The following is a 19293-nucleotide window of genomic DNA, read 5'->3' as shown; positions in this document are numbered from 1 at the left end:
GAATTTTTAAAAACTTAGCAATCTTTAAAGTGTGAATTCGTTATTATCAAAACCTTTGAGTATATTGTGAATATTCCTAAAACGAATTATTGCAAACCTAACTATTCTAACTATATTTGAAATAAATTAAAATCAACCATTAATTACGTATGAAATTACTAGAAGGCAAGACAGCCATCATAACAGGTGCGAGTAGAGGAATAGGAAAAGGAATCGCACAAGTATTTGCTGCTCATGGAGCAAATGTTGCTTTTACCTACAGTTCATCAGTAGAAGCAGCAAATGAATTAGAAAAAGAATTAAATGAATTAGGCGTAAAAGCAAAAGGATATCAAAGTAACGCTGCAGATTTTCAACAGGCGCAAGACCTTGCTGCTGATGTATTGAAAGAATTTGGTTCAATCGATGTGTTGATTAATAATGCGGGTATCACGAAAGATAATCTTTTGATGCGCATTTCAGAAGAAGATTTTGATAAAGTAATTGAAGTAAACTTAAAATCTGTTTTCAACATGACCAAAGCTGTGCAACGTGCCATGTTAAAACAACGAAAAGGTTCTATTATTAATATGAGTTCAGTAGTCGGAGTAAAAGGAAATGCTGGGCAAACAAATTATGCTGCTTCTAAAGCTGGAATTATCGGTTTTTCTAAATCGGTTGCTTTAGAATTAGGATCAAGAAACATTCGTAGTAATGTAATTGCTCCAGGTTTCATTGAAACTGAAATGACAGGGAAATTGGCTGAAGATGTGGTGCAAAGCTGGAGAGACGCAATTCCTCTCAAGCGTGGAGGAACTCCAGAAGATGTAGCTAATGTTTGTGTGTTTCTTGCTAGTGATATGTCAGCATATGTAACAGGACAAGTACTTAACGTAGACGGTGGAATGTTGACTTAAAACCAATATATATGAAAAAAGCACTATTTCTAATGGCAATATTTTTATTGTCATTCAATGCAGTAAATGCACAAACTTGGGAAAAATACAAAGCAGAAGATTTAGCTTTTGTGGCGTACTATCCAAAAGAGCCCAAACGAACTGTACAAAAAGTATCTACCGCAGTAGGAGAATTGGATATGCACATGATTATGCATGCACCAACCTCTGGAGATGACAATGCAGTATATTCAGTGATTCGTTCAGATTATCCTAAAGAACAATTTAAAGATGCTGATGATGAATACAATGCTACTGTTCTTAATGGTGCTGTAAATGGTGCTGTTTCCAACGTACAAGGAAAGTTATTATTTGATGAAAAAATAACTTTCAATGGGTATCCAGGAAGAAGTATTAAAATAGAAATACAAGGAGGTTTTATATATATCAATGCATATTTGGTAGAAAATTCTATGTTTATAACTCAAGTTATTTGTTTGTCAAGTAACGATGAAAACCCAAGTATTAAACGTTTCCTAGATTCATTTGAACTTATAAAAGTAAAGCAATAAAAAATACCCTAATTAAATATAAATGCAAAAAAATATCCTATTACTGGTATTTGCGTTTGCGTGTGCGCTAAATGTAAATAGTCAGGTGAGAATTGGCAAATTTGATCTTGCTGGAAAACACAAAAGCTTAAACAAAAAATCATTAGAGAAATTTAAAAATACCAAAACCTATTTCATTTTTGCTGAAAATGAAAGTCAAGGATATACCAAAAGTGATTATGAAAAAGTCCTTAATGAAGTTTGGGACGTTACAACTTTTGAAGTAATCACGGAAGACGAACTTTACGATGTGGCTAAAGAAAATGCAGCGTTTGCTCAATTTAATGCATTCTCTATAACCAGATATGGAAAATCAACCGTATCCGTTTTCTCATACCATGTCATTGATTTTTGGACGATTGATAAATTAAAAAAACTAGATAAAAAAGAAAAAAAGTTCAAGGCTAAAAAGAGTAGAGTTGCTGCAATTTATTTTACGCCTGATATTCACTCTCGACAAGAGATCGTAGCAGGAAAAACAGAGTTTAATGGTAATTTGATGAATTACAAACTCGGATATTTAAAAAACTACCTGCGATTCATTAATGACGGGCTGAAAGAAAATAAAAGCTTCAACATGTTTGATGAATCCGTAGATAAAGACAAAATTGGAGAACTAAAAAACAAAACGCTTTACTTCTCTGACGAAATGATCTATTCATATTCTCCTTGGAAAATTAAAGAAAAGGAAGATCAAATGACAGCAGAAGAATTGTTTGAAGACTACGAACACCCATACAAAGTTGTTTCAGACAAGGAAATAAATGATAAAATTCTCGCTAATGAAGACTTTTATTATTTAATGTATAATCAAGTTAACGGAATTAAAGTTATTTCTGTAGTTAACGGAAAAACAGGAGACATAATCTATTCAACCTATAAGATGCCTTCTTATAACTTAAAGTCTAAAGACTTGAAAAAATTATCAAAAAAAATATCTAAAAGTTAACTATTGCAAACGATCACCATCGTATATATAGCAATCGCAGTAGTAATATCAGCTTTCATAGCGATATTTCACTACTACTACAAAACGAAAAAACGCACTAAAAAATTAGTGCTTTTTTCGTTTTTGAGATTTCTTAGTGTGTTTGCTCTATTTTTATTAATTATCAATCCAAAATTCAAACAGAGAAGTTATTATACGGAAAAACCTGTGCTGACTGTCGCTATTGACAATTCTTCCTCTGTTCAAGCTTTGGGCTACAATCAGAAAGTGAAAAATTTTGTACAACAATTGCAAAATTCTAAAGAGCTACAAGAAAAGTTTGATATTGATACGTATATTTTTGATAAAGAAGTACAAAAACACGATTCGATTACCTTTTTAGGGACGCAAACCAATATAGGAAAAGCACTGAAAGATATACGTAACCTTTATAAAAATGCTATTGCACCTACATTGCTAATCACAGATGGGAATCAGACTTATGGAAATGATTATCAGTATATAACATCAGATTCTAAACAACCCATTTTTCCTGTAATTGTAGGAGATACGATTACTTATGTTGACCTGAAAATTTCTCAGCTAAACGCAAACAAATATGCATATCTAAAAAATAAGTTTCCTGTTGAAATTATTGTAAACTATACAGGAAATCAACCAATAACTACAAATGTATCTCTTACTGCCAATGGAAAACGATTGGCAAACAAGCAAGTCCATTTTTCGGCAACAAATACTTCAGAAGTAATCAACTTTAACATTTCAGCTTCACAAATAGGTGTACAAACATTTCAAGCAATAGTTCAACCATTAGAAGAAGAAAAAAACAAACAAAACAATTCCCGTTATTTTGCAGTAGAAGTAATTGATCAAAAAGTAAAAATAGCAATCGTTTCAGATATTATACATCCGGATCTTGGAGCTCTTAAAAAGAGTATAGAAAGTAATGAGTTACGTCAAGTAGACATTCTTAAAACAAGCGAAGTGTCTGATCAGCTAAATGATTATCAATTAATTATTCTATACCAACCTACTAGCTCATTTCGTTCGGTTTATGAGCGTATTCAGCGATTTGAAAAAAATATTTTTACAATTACAGGAACAAAAACTGATTGGAACTTTTTGAATCAAATTCAGTCAAATTTCAAAAAAAGAAAAATTTCAGAAACAGAAGAAGTTCAAGGACAGTTACATACTAATTATACAAATTTTTTAATTGATACTATTGATTTTTCAGAATATCCTCCATTAGAAAATACTTTTGGAAATGTAGAATTTAATGTAGCTCACGAAATAATACTTTCACAAGTCATCTCTGGTGTTTCTACTGAAGGAAGCCTACTTTCTACCTATACAGATAATGGAAAAAAAGCAGCCATTCTATCTGGCGAAAATATATGGAAATGGCGTGCGCAAAGTTTTCTCTCTCAAGGAGACTTTGAAGAGTTTGATACCTTTTTAGGTAAACTGATTCAGTATGTAGCGTCTAACAAAAAAAGAGAACGACTTACAGTAAATTATGAATCGTTCTACTATGGAAATCAGGCGATACAATTAACAGCTCAATACTTTAATCCTTCTTATGAATTTGATGAAAATGCTAATGTAACGGCAATCATTAAAAACACCGATACTGAGTTAATTACTACATATCCAATGCTTCCTGGAACGGGTTTTTACACAGTAGACCTTAATAGTCTGCCTCCTGGAGCTTACACTTTTACAATTCGCGTAGAAGGAAAAAACATAAGCAAATCTGGTAAATTTGAAATTTTAGCATTTGATATAGAACAACAATTTTTGAATGCTGATACAAAACGACTTCAAGCTATTGCAGAAAAAACAGAGGGTAAAGCATTCTATATTGACAGTAACTTTGAATCAATACGTACTGCATTAATTACAGATCAACGTTTTAAATCTATCGAAAAAAGTAATGAAAAGGTCGTATCTTTGATAGACTGGAAATATTTACTAGCTTTTATAGCGCTATTACTTGCACTAGAATGGTTTTTAAGGAAATATTACGGACTCATATAAAATAAAAACACATATTATGGATAAATTACCTAAAATTGGAATACCTATACTAATTGTTGCTATTGCTGTTATTATATTGATTGCAAAATCAGCAGTTACGATTGATGCAGGACACGCTGCTGTGTTATATAAAACATTGGGGAATGGAGTTGATTCACAAGATGAAGCTCTTCGTCCAGGTTTTCACTTAATTGCGCCTTGGAATAGAGTTATTGATTATGAAATACGTTTACAAGAAGTACCAGAAACTATGTCTGTACTATCCTCAAATGGTTTAGATATTAAATTAGATGCTTCAGTACAGTATATGCCTGATGTTAATAATTTAGGAAAATTGCATAATGAGAAAGGAGAAAGTTACCTTACTCGAGTATTACAACCAGCTGTAAGAAGTGCTGCTCGTAGTGTAGTTGGACGTTATACACCTGAACAATTATACTCAAGTAAACGTGATGCTATTCAGAATGAAATTTTTGAAGAGACTAAAAAAATCGTTGAAGATCAATATATTATTTTGGAAAGAGTTCTTATTAGAGATGTAAAACTACCTTCAACTATCAAAGAAGCAATTGAGCGAAAACTAAAACAAGAACAAGAATCATTAGAATATGAATTTAGACTGGTAACAGCCCAAAAAGAAGCTGAAAAAGTACGTATTGAAGCACAAGGTAAAGCCGATGCAAATAGAATTTTAAGCGCTTCTTTGACAGACAAAATTTTACAAGACAAAGGAATTGAAGCTACGATGAAACTGTCTGAATCTCCTAACAGTAAAGTAATTGTTATCGGATCTGGCGATAGTGGTTTACCAATAATTCTAGGCAATCAATAAAAAAGCATAACATTCAAAAAATAAAGGGAAACTGGCTTATAGTTTCCCTTTGTTGTTTATGAGTAATTTAGATTAAGAAAGCGTAAAATAAAAAGTTAGCTAACCTACATTTTAAAAATATATTAATCTTTTTTATTTGTCTGAACTTAAACGTTTACTAAAATCTGTATCACCACCTTTTTTCAACATATTTGCTTGTCCTTTCCAATCGTCACGTTCAATGCGGCCTGGAAAAAAAGAAATTAACTCTGTTACAGTTTGCATGTCTTCTTTATTGAATCTACTAATTTGCTCAAATGTGTAAATTCCAATTGTATTTAATTTCTCTTCAATAAATGGTCCGACACCTTTAATACGCTTAAGATCGTCTTTTTGAGAGCCATCAAAAACGCCAATTCTATCAAAATTTAATGGAGAATTCTCTATATCTACAACGGTTTCTTTAGAACTATCTACCGCTTTCCCTGAACGTTCACGTGTTTTTACAGCTCTAACACCTTCAGAAGGAGCATAATTAGTATTGATAATTTCGGCTTTTTTAGACTCACATTCATCCAACAACTTTTGATATTTACGTTTTGTACTGCGCTTGGAAAATATCCATCCAATTAAAAAACACCCAAAACCAAGTAAGAAAACAATAAAATATTCCCAACTTGAAACAGGTGCTAATTCTTGTAAAAATAAAAGTGGCATAATATCAATCAGTTATATTAATTTCTATTCGTCTATTCAATCGTTGTCCTTCCAATGTTGTATTGGGAGCTATCGGAGTGGTTTCTCCTTTAGAAAAAATGCTCAGTTTTTCGCCGTCAATTCCTTGTGAGATGAAATACTGCATTACACTTTTGGCACGTTCTTTACCATACCACATATTATCTTCTGCTTCACCATTACTATCAGTATGTCCGATAATTTGAACACGTTTTGTTGGATGCTTGGCTAAATAATTTTTAAGCTCAATTGCATATGCATTCAGAGTATTATCTGGAGTAAATGTCTTAGAGCCAAAACCAGCATATAAAATTTTAGAAGCTATGCCTTTGTCTATCGTATTAATACGTTCTTCAGACATTGTTTGGTATTCATAAGAAAACGCTTTTTCAAATTTATCTTCAGCAGAAAAATCAAAGTCTTGCCGTTGAGTTTGCAATACAATTCGATCAGGATTGATGCCAAAATTCTTTAGAATAGTTTTTACATTTTCTCCTCGTTTTATTGCATCAGTCCCTTTTTCTTCGGTATTAAAATATGAAGTAATAATTAATTCTTCTCGCTGATTTTCATTTAAGAAGTCAAAAAAAGACTGTAAAGAATCTTCTTTTTCATTCATTATTTGAATTGTGTCGCTATTTTTCGATATTAGAAAAGGTAAATAGGTAAGAGGCTTTTCTATCTTTTTTTCTTCTACCACTTTTGGCGTTGAAGTTTCCTCCACAACAGGTGTGTCACAAAGCTTTTTTACATTGCATTCGTAATAACGAACACCAAAATAAAGCCATGTACATAAGCATACAAAAGCAATAAAAAAATGTTTCATGAGTGGGTTGGCTATTAATGTTTCTAAAATTAAAAATTCATTTTGATTCCGCAATTGAAATTTGCTAAAAATCAATTTACTATCTCATATTTTCGATAAACAGCAAAAAATATTTTTAAAAAAACACTTGTGCACAACAAAAAATATTAGTTACATTTGTAGCAACAAAAAACAAAACATGTCATTTATTCAATTACATCATCATCATTTTCATACTTGCCCTCAAGCGAGCTGATAATGTAGTGAAGTAATTCAACATATATTAAAAACCCGTTTGAGTACATCAAACGGGTTTTTTTATTGCCCCAATTTTGTACTCGAGCATTACTAACAAATCTTATGAACAAGTTAAAAATTGCTATTCAAAAATCGGGGCGTCTCAACGAAGATTCGCTCAAAATTTTAAAAGATTGCGGGATTTCCATCGATAATGGAAAAGATCAACTGAAAGCCACGGCACGCAATTTTCCTTTAGAAGTTTTTTATTTACGAAATGGAGACATTCCTCAATATTTACGAGATGGAGTAGTAGATGTTGCAATTATAGGGGAAAATGTTCTTGTAGAAAAAGGAGAACAAATTGCGGTTGCAGAAAAGCTAGGATTTTCTAAATGTAGAGTTTCACTAGCAATTCCTAAAAATGATGTGTACACTTCTGTTAAAGATTTGGAAGGAAAGCGAATAGCAACCTCTTATCCAAATACAGTAAAAACCTATTTAAAGGAAAAAGGAGTTACCGCCGATTTGCACATTATAAACGGTTCGGTAGAAATTGCTCCAAATATCGGATTAGCTGATGCTATTTGTGATATTGTTTCTACTGGAAGTACATTGTTTAAAAACAATCTTAAAGAAGTTGAAATTATGCTTACGAGCGAAGCTGTTCTGGCAGTTTCTCCTAAAATACAAGCGGCTCAGAAAAAACTTCTCAATCAGCTGCAATTTCGCATTCAATCTGTACTTACAGCGCGCACATCAAAATATATTCTTCTCAATGTGCCAAATGAAAAAATTGAAGCTGTTAGTAAAATATTACCTGTATTAAAAAGTCCAACAATTCTTCCATTGGCTGAAAAAGGCTGGAGTTCACTACACTCTGTGATTAAAAAAGAAGATTTTTGGGAAGTCATAGATGAACTCAAACAAAACGGTGCAGAAGGAATTTTAGTTTGTCCAATCGAAAAAATGGTACTCTAATGAAAAAAATAATTAACCCACAACCAGAAACTTGGTCTACAATCCTCGAAAGACCCACACAAACTGTAGATGATATAGAAGCAACTGTTTCGCAAATCTTCTCGGAAGTACAAAAAAATGGCGATCAAGCTATCAAAAAATACACTTCATTCTTTGACAATGTTTTGTTGAACGACTTTGTTGTCAGTCAAGCTGAAATTAATACTGCAGCAAATACTATTTCTGATGAATTAAAAGAATCTATTGCGGTAGCCAAAGATAATATTACAAAATTTCACGCTGCTCAAGAAGCAAAAAAAGTTTCGGTTGAAACGATGCAAGGTGTACATTGTTGGCAAGAAAAAAGGGCTATTCAAAAAGTAGGTCTGTATATTCCTGGAGGAACAGCTCCGTTGTTTTCTACAATTTTAATGCTTGCAATTCCAGCTACCATTGCTGGCTGCGAAGAAATTATTTTATGTTCTCCTCCCAATAAAGAGGGAACTATTAATCCAGCAATATTATATACGGCACAATTGTGCGGAATTACTAAAATTTATAAAGTTGGTGGTATTCAAGCGATTGCCGCAATGACTTTTGGCTCAGAAACCATTCCGAAAGTATATAAAATATTTGGCCCAGGAAATCAATTTGTTACTGTAGCCAAGCAATTAGCCACCAAATATGGTGTAGCAATTGATATGCCTGCAGGGCCAAGTGAATTGTTAGTCGTTGCAGATGATAGTGCAAATGCTGAATTTGTCGCTTCTGATTTATTAAGTCAAGCCGAACATGGAACTGATAGTCAAGTGATTTTAGTAACAACTTCAAAAGAATTTTTGAATGCTGTAGAAACTGCCGTAGAAACACAATTAGACAAATTACCACGAAAAGAAATTGCGGCAAAAGCCATTGAAAATTCAAAACTTATTTATGTTGAGGATGATCAAACCGCATTGAATTTAATCAACGAATATGGTCCAGAACACTTTATCATTTGTATGAAAAATGAAGAATTCTACAGCAATGGGATACAAAATGCAGGTTCAGTATTTATTGGCAATTACACGCCTGAAAGTGCAGGCGATTATGCTTCTGGCACAAATCATACACTACCAACCAACGGATACGCAAAAGCATATTCGGGTGTAAACCTAGCCAGTTTTCAAAAAAGTGTGACGTTTCAAAAAATTACTAAACAAGGCATACAAAATATTGGAAAAGCTATAGAACAGATGGCTGCTGCAGAAGGGCTGGAAGCACACAAAAACGCTGTAACATTACGATTGAACAGTTTAATAAACTAAAAATGGGCACATTCAATTTAAATTCTCTCGTTAGAGACAACATAAAAACACTTAAGCCGTATTCTTCTGCAAGGGATGAATACAAAGCAATAGAAACCGATATGATATTTTTGGATGCAAACGAAAACCCATATGAAAATGGTGTGAATCGATATCCAGATCCCAAACAAAAAGATGTAAAACAAGTTCTTGCAAGCATCAAAAAATGTAATCCGAATCAAATTGTACTAGGTAATGGAAGCGATGAAATCTTGGACCTTATTTTTCGAGCGTTTTGTGAACCTAAAGAAGATAATGTTATCATACTACCACCTACATATGGAATGTACAAAGTATTATCAGATATCAACAATATTGAAACAAAAGAGGTGTTGCTATCAGCAAATTTTCAACCCAATATAAATGAGATTCTAAATAGGGCAAATGCAAAAAGTAAAATTCTTTTTCTGTGTTCTCCCAATAATCCTACAGGAAATAGTTTTGATGCACAAAGTGTTGAAAAATTACTCAAAGAATTTAATGGATTGATAGTGATAGACGAAGCATATACAGACTTTTCTAGAGAAAAAAGTTGGTTGAATAGGCTAGAAGAATTTCCTAATCTTGTCATTACACAAACGCTTTCCAAAGCGTACGGAATGGCAGGCATCAGATTGGGAATCTGTTATGCTTCGCACACTATCGTGGAAATTTTAAATAGAATTAAACCGCCGTATAATGTAAATGAACTCACACAGCAAAAAGCGTTGGAACGATTAGAAAATTATGAAAATGTAGAACGTGAAATTGCTAAAATCAATGCCAACAAAAAGCTACTACTTGACACATTGCCAAACATCTCTTTTATTGAAAAAATATATCCATCGGATGCAAATTTTATGTTAGTAAAGGTTGATGATGCGAATTTGCGGTACAATCAGCTAATTGAAAAAGGAATTGTTATCCGAAATAGAACCACGCAGCCTTTATGTGAAAATTGTTTGCGAATAACAGTTGGAACAGAACGTGAGAATCTAAATCTAATAAATGCATTCAAAGAAATTGCTTAAAAAAATATACCTATGAAACGAGTATTATTTATTGATCGTGATGGAACGATTATCAAGGAGCCTGCAGATGAACAAATTGACAGTTTTGAAAAGCTGGTTTTTTATCCCAAAGCCTTATCTGCACTACGTAAAATTGCGAATGAGTTAGATTTCGAATTAGTCATGATTACCAATCAAGATGGCTTAGGTACGGAAGTATACCCAGAAGAAACTTTTTGGCCTGTGCATAATTTTATGTTACAAACTTTAAAAGGAGAAGAAATTGCATTCAATAAGATTGTAATTGATCGAACATTTGCCAAAGATAATGCGCCAACACGAAAGCCTAATACAGGACTATTAACCGAATATTTTTCTGAAGAATATGATTTGGCAAATTCATTTGTCATAGGAGATCGTTTGACAGATATTGAATTAGCAAAAAATTTAGGAGCAAAAGGAATTTATATCAATGATGAAACATTTTTAGGAACAGACGAAATTACGGTAAAACGTTCTGAATTAGATAATTTCATTGCGCTAGAATCCAATAATTGGGACGAAATTTATGCCTTTTTAAAAGCCAAAGAACGAAAAGCATCTTTGACACGAAATACAAACGAAACGAAAATTCAGATAGACCTCAACTTAGACGGAACTGGAACTTCAAATATTGATACTGGAATTGCATTTTTCGATCACATGCTCGATCAAATAGCTCGTCACGGTCAGTTGGATTTACACATTAGTGTAAAAGGTGATTTAGAAGTAGATGAACATCACACAATTGAAGATACAGCAATTGCGCTTGGAGAAATCTTTGCAAAGGCGTTAGGTAGCAAGCTTGGCATAGAGCGTTATGGTTTCTGTGTGCCTATGGATGACTGTTTGGCACAAGTAGCCATTGATTTTGGCGGACGAAATTGGTTGGTTTGGGAAGCTGAGTTTAAACGTGAAATGATTGGAAAAATGCCTACAGAAATGTTTTATCATTTCTTCAAATCGTTTACAGATGGTGCTAAAGCGAATCTAAATATCAAAGCAGAAGGAATCAACGAACATCACAAAATTGAAGCAATCTTCAAAGCATTTGCCAAAGCAATCAAAGCTGCTGTAAAGCGTGATGTAGAAAAAATGATTTTACCATCTACCAAAGGATTGCTTTAAGAAATTATAAATGTCGAATATTAAATTTTCAATGTAAAAGTTGTTTTTTTCTAATCGTTAAATTGAGGAAAACTCTAAACGAATTTTGTATTGAGAACTACTTCGAAACATGACGAATAGAGAACAATGAACAACCAACAAAAATGAAAACAATCATCATAAATTACGGCGCGGGAAACATACAAAGTATCAAATTTGCTTTGCAACGACTTGGAGTAGAAGCTATTTTGAGTAATAAAGCAGCAGAAATAAAATGCGCAGACAACATAATATTTCCAGGTGTAGGCGAGGCGAGTAGTGCGATGAGAATGCTAAAAGAAAATGGTCTAGACACTATTATTCCAACTTTACAACAACCTGTATTGGGAATTTGTTTAGGTATGCAACTCATGTGTAATGCTTCAGAAGAAGGAAATACACAAGGATTAGGAATTTTCGATACAGAAGTTGTTCGCTTTTCCCAACATGTAAAAGTGCCTCAAATTGGTTGGAATACTATAAAAAATGTCAAAGGAACTCTATTTGATGGTATTCGCGAAAATGAATATATGTATTTGGTTCACAGTTTTTATGCAAAAAAATGCTCAGAAATGATTGCAGAAACTGAATATGATATTCCATATGCTTCAGCTTTACAGAAAAATAACTTTTATGGGGTACAATTTCACCCGGAAAAGAGTAGCAAAGCAGGTAGTAAACTTTTAGAAAACTTTTTAAAACTATAAAAAATCATGAGAATCATCCCAGCAATTGATATAATAGATGGAAAATGTGTGCGACTTTCCAAAGGTGATTATGATACTAAAAAAATATACAATGAACATCCATTAGAAGTTGCAAAACAATTTGAAGACGCAGGAATTCAGTACTTGCATATGGTTGATCTTGATGGAGCAAAAGCAAAACATATTGTAAACTACAAAGTGTTAGAGCAAATTGCTGGAAAGACCAATTTGCATATTGACTTTGGTGGCGGATTAAAATCGGATGAAGATTTGCACATTGCTTTTGAAAGTGGCGCAAAGCAAATTACAGGAGGTAGTATTGCTGTAAAAGACGAACAAAAATTTACATATTGGATTGAAAAATATGGTAGCGAACAAATCATTTTAGGTGCCGACGCAAACAATGAAAAAATAGCCATCAGTGGTTGGCAAGAAGAAAGCGAAGAAGAACTTATTCCGTTTATTCAAAAATATCAACAAAAAGGAATTCAGTATGTAATTTGTACAGATATAGCCAAAGATGGAATGTTAGAAGGACCATCATTTGATGTATATAAAAAAATTTTAAAAGTCTCTTCAAGCACTGCTAAAAACCAATTAAAACCTCTCAAGTTAATTGCTTCTGGCGGAATTTCAAGTTTTGACGAATTGCCTAAACTTAACGAACTAGGTTGTGAAGGTGTAATTATTGGAAAAGCAATCTATGAAAATAAAATTTCACTCAAACAATTAGAAACGTTACTCTAAAAAACATGCTTACAAAACGAATCATTCCGTGTTTGGATATTAAAAATGGGCGCACTGTAAAAGGTGTGAATTTTGTAAACCTTCGAGATGCAGGCAATCCTGTAGAATTGGCTAAAATATACGCAAATCAAGGCGCAGACGAATTAGTTTTCTTGGATATTTCTGCAACCGAAGAACGCAGAAAAACATTGCAAAAACTAGTATTAGACGTGGCTGCACAAGTAGATATTCCATTTACAGTTGGTGGTGGTATTGCTTCTATAGCAGATGTGGACAGATTATTGCAAGCGGGTGCAGATAAAGTATCCATCAATTCTGCGGCGGTTAATCGCCCTGAATTAATCAATGAATTGTCTTCTAAATTTGGGAATCAATGCATCGTAGTAGCAATTGACGCTAAACAAGTTGAAGGTGAATGGCTTGTGCATTTGGTTGGAGGAAAAGTTCCAACAAAAATAAAACTGTTTGATTGGGCTAAAGAAGTAGAAAAACGCGGAGCAGGAGAAATTCTGTTCACTTCGATGGACAATGATGGAACAAAAGATGGTTTTGCGAATGAAGCTCTCAAAAAACTATCTAAAATTGTTAATATTCCTATCATAGCATCTGGTGGCGCTGGAAATATAACACATTTTAAAGATGCATTTATTAAAGGAAATGCTGATGCGGCATTGGCTGCAAGTATATTTCACTTTAAAGAAATTGGAATCCCTGAATTAAAAATGAGTCTCAAACAACAAGGCATTAATGTGAGAATTTAATTCTTTTAAAATGCTGATTGTTGAATGATGAATTTTAAATTAACTTCAACACAACACACAATAAATAACTAAGAGCTAAACAAACAAAATGAACATCAACTTTAATAAGAATAACAACGGATTAGTACCTGTAATTATCCAAGATAATGAAACGAAAAATGTTCTCATGCTAGGATACATGAATGAAGAAGCATACAGAAAAAGTATTGAAACAAAAAAAGTGACTTTTTTCAGCAGAACAAAACAACGCTTGTGGACCAAAGGCGAAGAAAGCGGAAACTATCTAAACTTAGTAAGCATTCAAAATGATTGCGATGAGGATACCTTATTGATTAAAGTCCAACCTGTTGGCCCAACCTGCCACACAGGTTCTGACACATGTTGGAATGAAAAAAATACGATGTCGTTTGGTTATTTAAGTCAGTTGGAAGCTACCATTCAAAATCGCAAAGAAAACCAAGAAGATGAAAAAAGCTATGTAGCATCATTATTTCGAAAAGGAATTAATAAAATTGCCCAAAAAGTAGGAGAGGAAGCAGTGGAAACTGTAATTGAAGCAAAAGATGACAATGATGAATTGTTTTTAAATGAAAGTGCCGATTTATTATTTCACTACTTGATTTTGCTCCAAGCAAAAGGGTATAAACTGAACGATATTGTCAATGTATTAAAAGAACGTAAAAAGTAATGTACTAAAGGATGTACCAAGAGCTATTAGTATTTTGTATTTACTTACGATTCTTTTTAGATGTTAGTTGCTGTTTCACTTTTGGGTTATTCATGATTGATTTTTCAAAGCTTTCGAAATTCTCATAATTATTTGGAGAATCTTTAATTTGCTCATAAATAAACGACTTGTCTTTTTGAGGATAAATAATGATGGTTTCTCCAAATCGTATATCAAAAAGTTTCATATTTAATAACAACGTAGAAAATCCATCAGGACTTGCTGAAAATACCCAATCAAATTCATTGTCTTTTACTTTAAATGTTCCTTGTGCTGTTAAATAAGGATAATTTCGAGAATCAACTAATGTAGTTTCTTCAGCATCTCTATCATTTGTCAGTATCAGTAAAGTCAGTTTTTCAATTATTTTATCACTCTCAGGATTTTCATATTCTCCGATTCTTACGCCTTTAAAAATAGAAGAGTCTTTTTCAATTACAAAAGGAGTGCTAGCTACGGCATAATCATATTCTGCCACAGGAAAAGGAGATTTGTTTAGAGGGTAGCTTTTAAAAATGGCGACTATATACTACTTTTACCCAAATAGCATAAACCCTACTTCCTCCTAAAATATAAAATCTGTAAAATATTTCTTTAAAATGCTATATTTGTATAATCCAAAACTTATAGCAATGCAGGACAACATCAATTCTATCATAAACGCAATAAAAATCATTCAAAAGGAGAACCCTAAAAGCGAAGCAATTCCACTCTTAGAAGATGTGTTAAAACAGTCTATGAAGTTGTATGTATTAAATATGGCTTCCATGAGTTCCGTAGTAGACATGGAAGAAATCAAAGAGAATTTCAAAAACGGTTTAGAACTGTTAGAAATCTTTAATAAGAAGTAGTTATTTTTTCTTTTTGGTTGACTTCTTAATTTTACTGTCAACCTCTTTTTTATCAACGTTAGAAAGTCTTTGCATCATTTCATCAAAGTTCATGTCTACTTGTAAAGGCTTTTCGTATTTAGTTTTCTTTTTGTTCACTGTTTGCTTTTTTTATTTGGGTAAATTTAATTCTTCTTTTAGCGTATTTTATCGCATCGTTTGTGGATTGCATTGTTGCAATTAAACTATAAAAAAACAAAAAGCAAAATATAGTTATTAAAGTTTCATGAAATATAAAAGTTTTGCTTTCAGATAGTTTAAAGGCAATTATTACATATATTATTATCGAGTATAGTAATGAAACAAACAAACTGAAAACAGTCCACTTAAAAGTATTAATAAGCTTTGTAAAAAGTCCGTATTCTTCTAAAAAGGAAACAAACTCATCGTCACTAGCTCCTATTATAAAAGCTAATGCGGCAAAAAATATTGAAAAAACAATTGATATTACACCAATACCCATGCCTAATAAATCCTTTATTAATTCGCCTTTAGTCCAGCTCGGCATAAAAAACACACACAATATTGTAAGTGTAACAGCTATAATAGTGTCATAAGAATATATGTAAGTTCTAAATATTTCTGTTAACTTTTTTTTCATTTTTTAAATCTGTCTAAAATCTTCATAAACACTTTTTTAAGAGCTTTTAATTGGTCACTCTGCATTAAGTCTTTAAATATCTCTTTTTTTATTACTGATTCTTTCCTTTCAGTGCTTATTTCAACAGAATCTCCGTTTTCATCTGTTCCTTTTGCAACTACTTTTCCATACCCATCTTCTGCCATAGCTATTTTTGACTCGGTCAATTCATCAATAATCAAACTTTGATTTGGTTTTGCTTTTATTTTTTCACTATAACTACCTGCATTCATACTGTTTAAACGGTCATCTGTAACTTTCCAAATATCTCTATTTTCAGGATTTGAAGGTGTTAAATTTAACGCTATATTACTTATAGTTGTCATTTTTTTTAGGAAATTTACAAACTCATATTCATCATTTATTGGATATATTTCAGCATCTATTTTTAAACTGTCATCTGAAAGCATCAAAACACCTACAAATGTTTGGCAAAAAGCCTTAGGACTAATTATTTTACCATAAGGGTTGTAGGCTATAATATGACTTTTTTCCAATAGATAAAATCTTGATTTTCCTGATATAACATCAGGTATATACTCGTTTGTTATCTCATGTTCCTTTACAACTTCCTCCTCTTTTAAATCTTGTATTTTGACAAGTTCACCAGTATATATTTTACCTAAATCATCATCATTTATTTCTTCGACACAAAAAATACCATACTTATAATTGCTTTTTTTAGGTCTATAAAAAGAGTTTCCTTTTAATAGTGACTTTAAGTCTGTTTGTTTTTTGTTATTATAGTTTAATCTTCCAAAATAAAAAGTTTCCATTAAGCTAGTTGATTAGTTGATTATATGTTATTCGTGAATTACACAAAGATAACATATTATCAAAACGCTCAACACATGTAATATTTTTTGTATTGTATCTGTATTCAAATTCATCTACATAAGCGTCTAAATGCTTAGAACTTACATTGTGATATATTCCAATTATTCCACGCTTTAAAAGTGACCAAAAACCCTCAATTGTATTTGTGTGACACTTTCCTACTACATATTCGCCCTGTCCGTGTTTCACTATTTCATGAGCGTAAAGACTTGATAAACCGTTATACGCTTTCCATTCATCAGTCATAATTTTAGCGTCTAAACTTACGTTTTTAGTAATGATAGGCATAACAGTTGCTTTTGTTGTGTTTCGCACTCTCATAGCTGTTAAACGTCCGTTTCTTTCTACTAATCCAAATACAGGCGTTTTATCTTTTGTACTTCTACCTTGTGCGTTAGAAACTTTCTTATTTGCATGACGGTTTTTGTTCTTTCCGCCAATGTAGGTTTCATCCAATTCTACAATGTTCTCTAATGGCTTATTAAAAGACTTGGTACGTACTGCATAACGTATTCTTTGAAGTAAAAACCAAGCTGATTTTTGCGTGATTCCTAAATCTCTATGTAACTGCAAAGATGAAATACCTTTCTTATGTGATGTTATCAACCAAATAGCGGCGAACCACTTTTGTAATGGTATTGCGCTATTCTCAAATATAGTTCCTTTTGTTACTGAAAAAGGTTTGCGACACTTAGCACACTTATAACCGCTTTTCATAGTGTAAATCTTTTCGTCATTCTCACAATGAGGACAAACAACACCGTTTGACCAACGCATTTTAGCTAAATACTCTTTACAAACTTCTTTGTCTGAAAAGTGTATCATTACTTCGATTAAATTTGAAAACTTTTTTTGCTTAGATTTACACATAATAGATTGATTTACAATGTAAATATACGAAATTTATTTGGGTAAAACAAGTATATAATTACCTAAAATCATTACCAATGATGTCCAAATAATTCTTTGAGGTTTCCTACCGTAGCCCCAATATAAGGCACTTATAGTTTTTCCTATGAATTTCCAGCCTTTTAATTTTCTTCTTTTGAAATCGTGTTCTTTAACGAAATATTTTATTCCGCTATCGTCATCCCCTTGCTCAACATATGACTTTTTTAAAAGTTGATATGCATATAAATTATGGTTTTCAATAGCCTTGTCTTCGTGAACATTTACATCTAAAAATGTGCAACCATTCACCACAGGTGTAAATAAACCACCTATTACATCAATATTTCTGAACTCATTATTTGTGAAATCTCCGTTTAATCTACAATCATAAAACTGCCATTGCTGAATTTTAGAATTGTTAATTTGGAAATTATTCATAGAGCAATGGCTAAAGTTAAGTAAAGCCATATCTAACTCTGAAGCAGTCATATTATCACAGGCACAATAAGAACAACTCAAATTGCCTTCTTCTCCAAAAGAAATTCTCCCTTGAAGTCTTAATCCACAAAGATTTACGAATTCTAATCTTTTTCCTCGCATTAATATACCAAAGCCATTCACTGGAATGTCGATTCCCCCCATTTTTAATAATTCAAAATCTTTGGATGATGAATAAACATCAGCGTGAATAGAAACACTTTCTGAATCAAAACCAGGTGCTGTTCGAGAATTAATATATAGTATGTTTTCAGATTTCTGTCTACGCTGCAACCAATCGAGGTACGAATAAAATTCTGAAATTGGCTCGAAATGAAATTCCTGTCCTAAATACTGTTTTTTTCCTTCTAATTTGGTGTATGATACAACATTTCTGATAACTCCGTTACAGGTTTGTTTTGTTAAAAATAGTTTTCGTTTTTTAGACCATCTTTTTCTTTCAAGGAAAGGTGTTAGTTCTCCTGACTCAATTATTATTTTATCTGTTAAATTCTGGTCTTGTTTCCATTCTTTAAATAAAAGTAAATTGGAATCAAAGTGTTTTAAAAGCTTTGGGAAATCGTGAATTTGTCTCCACTTAATGAAGTGTTCTTCATCAAGCATCCATAAATCGATTATTTCAGGATTCGGATTGTCCTTAATTTTTTCAAAAAGTTCTTCAATACTTTTTTTTCTATCGATTAAATGTTGTCTTCTAAATTCATTCATTTGCTTTGGTCAGCATTACTGGCAACGTACGCATAACAGGAACTCCTCTTTGTATACCAAATTTTGGTATATAACAGGAACTCTACGTATAGCAACTTCTTGTTATTTTGTATAAATGTAAAATAAATACCACATACACACAATGAGGTTTTCCGTAAACTTCCAAAAAAATACTTTTAAAATATATAGTTATCGTAAAGAAGTGGCATTAAAATAGCTCAGTGCGGTTATATATGAATTAGTTGGTGTTTTTTAGACATTCGAATGGGTTGAGTAAATACTTCGTTGCGGTCTAAAATAGGGTCTATTCGGTTATACCACTGATAAATTGGGTTAGGGAAGTG

At 32.4% G+C, this 19293-nt stretch carries 22 protein-coding genes; 14 read left to right on the top strand and 8 right to left on the bottom strand.

Features of this window, described 5'->3' with window-relative positions; genetic code table 11:
* Window positions 1-149: 149 nt before the first annotated feature.
* From fabG to AA088_RS13480, 5 genes are all read left to right on the top strand, one after another.
* Entirely contained in the window at window positions 150-896 is a 747-nt protein-coding gene (gene fabG / locus AA088_RS13500) for a 3-oxoacyl-[acyl-carrier-protein] reductase (RefSeq protein ID WP_046745558.1), read from the top strand.
* 11 nt (window positions 897-907) lie between these two features.
* Window positions 908-1447: a hypothetical protein gene (locus tag AA088_RS13495; protein WP_046745557.1), complete on the top strand. Its 540-nt coding sequence runs from the start codon at window positions 908-910 to the stop codon at window positions 1445-1447.
* Window positions 1448-1469: 22 nt separating this feature from the next.
* Complete coding sequence (locus AA088_RS13490; RefSeq protein ID WP_157547226.1) at window positions 1470-2435, top strand: hypothetical protein; 966 nt, start codon at window positions 1470-1472, stop codon at window positions 2433-2435.
* 138 nt (window positions 2436-2573) lie between these two features.
* Window positions 2574-4475: a vWA domain-containing protein gene (locus AA088_RS13485; protein WP_241483413.1), complete on the top strand. Its 1902-nt coding sequence runs from the start codon at window positions 2574-2576 to the stop codon at window positions 4473-4475.
* A 16-nt stretch (window positions 4476-4491) separates the two neighbouring features.
* Window positions 4492-5307, top strand: a complete 816-nt coding sequence (locus tag AA088_RS13480; RefSeq protein WP_046745554.1) for a prohibitin family protein — start codon at window positions 4492-4494, stop codon at window positions 5305-5307.
* Between the two features lie 132 nt (window positions 5308-5439).
* Here the strand turns inward: AA088_RS13480 and AA088_RS17735 are convergent, their stop codons facing one another.
* Both AA088_RS17735 and AA088_RS17730 read right to left on the bottom strand, forming a co-directional pair.
* On the bottom strand, window positions 5440-6003 hold the full coding sequence (locus AA088_RS17735; protein WP_052752901.1) for a hypothetical protein: 564 nt from the start codon (window positions 6001-6003) through the stop codon (window positions 5440-5442).
* A 4-nt stretch (window positions 6004-6007) separates the two neighbouring features.
* Window positions 6008-6847, bottom strand: a complete 840-nt coding sequence (locus tag AA088_RS17730) for an OmpA family protein (protein ID WP_157547224.1) — start codon at window positions 6845-6847, stop codon at window positions 6008-6010.
* 339 nt (window positions 6848-7186) lie between these two features.
* On the opposite strand from AA088_RS17730, the gene hisG reads away from it, so the two are divergent.
* From hisG to hisIE, 8 genes are all read left to right on the top strand, one after another.
* Window positions 7187-8044, top strand: coding sequence for an ATP phosphoribosyltransferase (gene hisG / locus AA088_RS13465; RefSeq protein WP_046745553.1), 858 nt, complete (start codon window positions 7187-7189; stop codon window positions 8042-8044).
* Window positions 8044-9330: a histidinol dehydrogenase gene (hisD, locus tag AA088_RS13460; protein ID WP_046745552.1), complete on the top strand. Its 1287-nt coding sequence runs from the start codon at window positions 8044-8046 to the stop codon at window positions 9328-9330. The genes hisG and hisD overlap by 1 nt, the downstream gene beginning before the upstream one ends.
* A 2-nt stretch (window positions 9331-9332) precedes the next feature.
* The gene (gene hisC / locus AA088_RS13455) at window positions 9333-10379 is read left to right on the top strand and encodes a histidinol-phosphate transaminase (protein ID WP_046745551.1); all 1047 of its coding nucleotides are present in this window, start codon (window positions 9333-9335) and stop codon (window positions 10377-10379) included.
* Between the two features lie 12 nt (window positions 10380-10391).
* Window positions 10392-11525, top strand: a complete 1134-nt coding sequence (gene hisB, locus AA088_RS13450; RefSeq protein ID WP_046745550.1) for a bifunctional histidinol-phosphatase/imidazoleglycerol-phosphate dehydratase HisB — start codon at window positions 10392-10394, stop codon at window positions 11523-11525.
* A 143-nt stretch (window positions 11526-11668) separates the two neighbouring features.
* Window positions 11669-12250 carry an imidazole glycerol phosphate synthase subunit HisH gene (hisH, locus tag AA088_RS13445; RefSeq protein WP_046745549.1) on the top strand — a complete coding sequence of 194 codons (582 nt, stop codon included), beginning with the start codon at window positions 11669-11671 and terminating at the stop codon, window positions 12248-12250.
* Between the two features lie 6 nt (window positions 12251-12256).
* Window positions 12257-12997 (top strand): 1-(5-phosphoribosyl)-5-[(5-phosphoribosylamino)methylideneamino]imidazole-4-carboxamide isomerase, encoded by a 741-nt coding sequence (hisA, locus tag AA088_RS13440; protein WP_046745548.1) that lies wholly within the window; start codon window positions 12257-12259, stop codon window positions 12995-12997.
* A gap of 5 nt (window positions 12998-13002) precedes the next feature.
* Window positions 13003-13758 carry an imidazole glycerol phosphate synthase subunit HisF gene (gene hisF / locus AA088_RS13435; protein ID WP_046745547.1) on the top strand — a complete coding sequence of 252 codons (756 nt, stop codon included), beginning with the start codon at window positions 13003-13005 and terminating at the stop codon, window positions 13756-13758.
* A gap of 88 nt (window positions 13759-13846) precedes the next feature.
* Entirely contained in the window at window positions 13847-14446 is a 600-nt protein-coding gene (gene hisIE, locus AA088_RS13430; RefSeq protein ID WP_046745546.1) for a bifunctional phosphoribosyl-AMP cyclohydrolase/phosphoribosyl-ATP diphosphatase HisIE, read from the top strand.
* 40 nt (window positions 14447-14486) lie between these two features.
* On the opposite strand, the gene AA088_RS13425 is transcribed toward hisIE, so the two are convergent.
* Window positions 14487-14963 (bottom strand): hypothetical protein, encoded by a 477-nt coding sequence (locus AA088_RS13425; protein WP_046745545.1) that lies wholly within the window; start codon window positions 14961-14963, stop codon window positions 14487-14489.
* Window positions 14964-15117: 154 nt separating this feature from the next.
* Between AA088_RS13425 and AA088_RS13420 the strand changes: the two genes are divergently transcribed.
* Window positions 15118-15336 (top strand): hypothetical protein, encoded by a 219-nt coding sequence (locus tag AA088_RS13420; protein ID WP_046745544.1) that lies wholly within the window; start codon window positions 15118-15120, stop codon window positions 15334-15336.
* Here AA088_RS13420 and AA088_RS18390 read toward each other — a convergent pair whose 3' ends face one another.
* From AA088_RS18390 to AA088_RS13400, 5 genes are all read right to left on the bottom strand, one after another.
* Window positions 15337-15474 carry a hypothetical protein gene (locus AA088_RS18390; RefSeq protein WP_157547222.1) on the bottom strand — a complete coding sequence of 46 codons (138 nt, stop codon included), beginning with the start codon at window positions 15472-15474 and terminating at the stop codon, window positions 15337-15339.
* Window positions 15455-15976 (bottom strand): hypothetical protein, encoded by a 522-nt coding sequence (locus tag AA088_RS13415; RefSeq protein WP_046745543.1) that lies wholly within the window; start codon window positions 15974-15976, stop codon window positions 15455-15457. Before AA088_RS13415 ends, AA088_RS18390 begins: the two co-directional genes overlap by 20 nt.
* Window positions 15973-16791, bottom strand: a complete 819-nt coding sequence (locus tag AA088_RS13410; RefSeq protein ID WP_046745542.1) for a DUF4747 family protein — start codon at window positions 16789-16791, stop codon at window positions 15973-15975. Before AA088_RS13410 ends, AA088_RS13415 begins: the two co-directional genes overlap by 4 nt.
* A gap of 4 nt (window positions 16792-16795) precedes the next feature.
* Window positions 16796-17677, bottom strand: coding sequence for an IS1595 family transposase (locus tag AA088_RS13405; RefSeq protein ID WP_394332094.1), 882 nt, complete (start codon window positions 17675-17677; stop codon window positions 16796-16798).
* Window positions 17678-17755: 78 nt separating this feature from the next.
* Window positions 17756-18949 (bottom strand): hypothetical protein, encoded by a 1194-nt coding sequence (locus tag AA088_RS13400; protein ID WP_046745540.1) that lies wholly within the window; start codon window positions 18947-18949, stop codon window positions 17756-17758.
* Window positions 18950-19293 lie beyond the last annotated feature (344 nt).

The sequence above is a fragment of the Kordia zhangzhouensis genome, assembly GCF_001005305.1.
GTDB lineage: Bacteria > Bacteroidota > Bacteroidia > Flavobacteriales > Flavobacteriaceae > Kordia > Kordia zhangzhouensis.
The sequence above is the reverse complement of the archived record's forward strand: the minus strand, read 5'-3'. Positions and strand labels throughout refer to the sequence as shown.

Excerpts from the sequence above, each read along its gene's own strand:
- AA088_RS17730 (WP_157547224.1), bottom strand. The coding sequence starts at position 6,847 with ATGAAACATTTTTTTATTGCTTTTGTATGCTTATGTACATGGCTTTAT.
- AA088_RS17735 (WP_052752901.1), bottom strand. The coding sequence starts at position 6,003 with ATGCCACTTTTATTTTTACAAGAATTAGCACCTGTTTCAAGTTGGGAA.
- hisF (WP_046745547.1), top strand. The coding sequence starts at position 13,003 with ATGCTTACAAAACGAATCATTCCGTGTTTGGATATTAAAAATGGGCGC.
- hisD (WP_046745552.1), top strand. The coding sequence starts at position 8,044 with ATGAAAAAAATAATTAACCCACAACCAGAAACTTGGTCTACAATCCTC.
- AA088_RS13405 (WP_394332094.1), bottom strand. The coding sequence starts at position 17,677 with ATGATACACTTTTCAGACAAAGAAGTTTGTAAAGAGTATTTAGCTAAA.
- AA088_RS13410 (WP_046745542.1), bottom strand. The coding sequence starts at position 16,791 with ATGGAAACTTTTTATTTTGGAAGATTAAACTATAATAACAAAAAACAA.
- AA088_RS13420 (WP_046745544.1), top strand. The coding sequence starts at position 15,118 with ATGCAGGACAACATCAATTCTATCATAAACGCAATAAAAATCATTCAA.
- hisH (WP_046745549.1), top strand. The coding sequence starts at position 11,669 with ATGAAAACAATCATCATAAATTACGGCGCGGGAAACATACAAAGTATC.
- AA088_RS13400 (WP_046745540.1), bottom strand. The coding sequence starts at position 18,949 with ATGAATGAATTTAGAAGACAACATTTAATCGATAGAAAAAAAAGTATT.
- hisA (WP_046745548.1), top strand. The coding sequence starts at position 12,257 with ATGAGAATCATCCCAGCAATTGATATAATAGATGGAAAATGTGTGCGA.
- hisC (WP_046745551.1), top strand. The coding sequence starts at position 9,333 with ATGGGCACATTCAATTTAAATTCTCTCGTTAGAGACAACATAAAAACA.
- AA088_RS13495 (WP_046745557.1), top strand. The coding sequence starts at position 908 with ATGAAAAAAGCACTATTTCTAATGGCAATATTTTTATTGTCATTCAAT.
- hisIE (WP_046745546.1), top strand. The coding sequence starts at position 13,847 with ATGAACATCAACTTTAATAAGAATAACAACGGATTAGTACCTGTAATT.
- hisB (WP_046745550.1), top strand. The coding sequence starts at position 10,392 with ATGAAACGAGTATTATTTATTGATCGTGATGGAACGATTATCAAGGAG.
- AA088_RS13480 (WP_046745554.1), top strand. The coding sequence starts at position 4,492 with ATGGATAAATTACCTAAAATTGGAATACCTATACTAATTGTTGCTATT.
- AA088_RS13415 (WP_046745543.1), bottom strand. The coding sequence starts at position 15,976 with ATGAAAAAAAAGTTAACAGAAATATTTAGAACTTACATATATTCTTAT.
- AA088_RS13490 (WP_157547226.1), top strand. The coding sequence starts at position 1,470 with ATGCAAAAAAATATCCTATTACTGGTATTTGCGTTTGCGTGTGCGCTA.
- fabG (WP_046745558.1), top strand. The coding sequence starts at position 150 with ATGAAATTACTAGAAGGCAAGACAGCCATCATAACAGGTGCGAGTAGA.
- hisG (WP_046745553.1), top strand. The coding sequence starts at position 7,187 with ATGAACAAGTTAAAAATTGCTATTCAAAAATCGGGGCGTCTCAACGAA.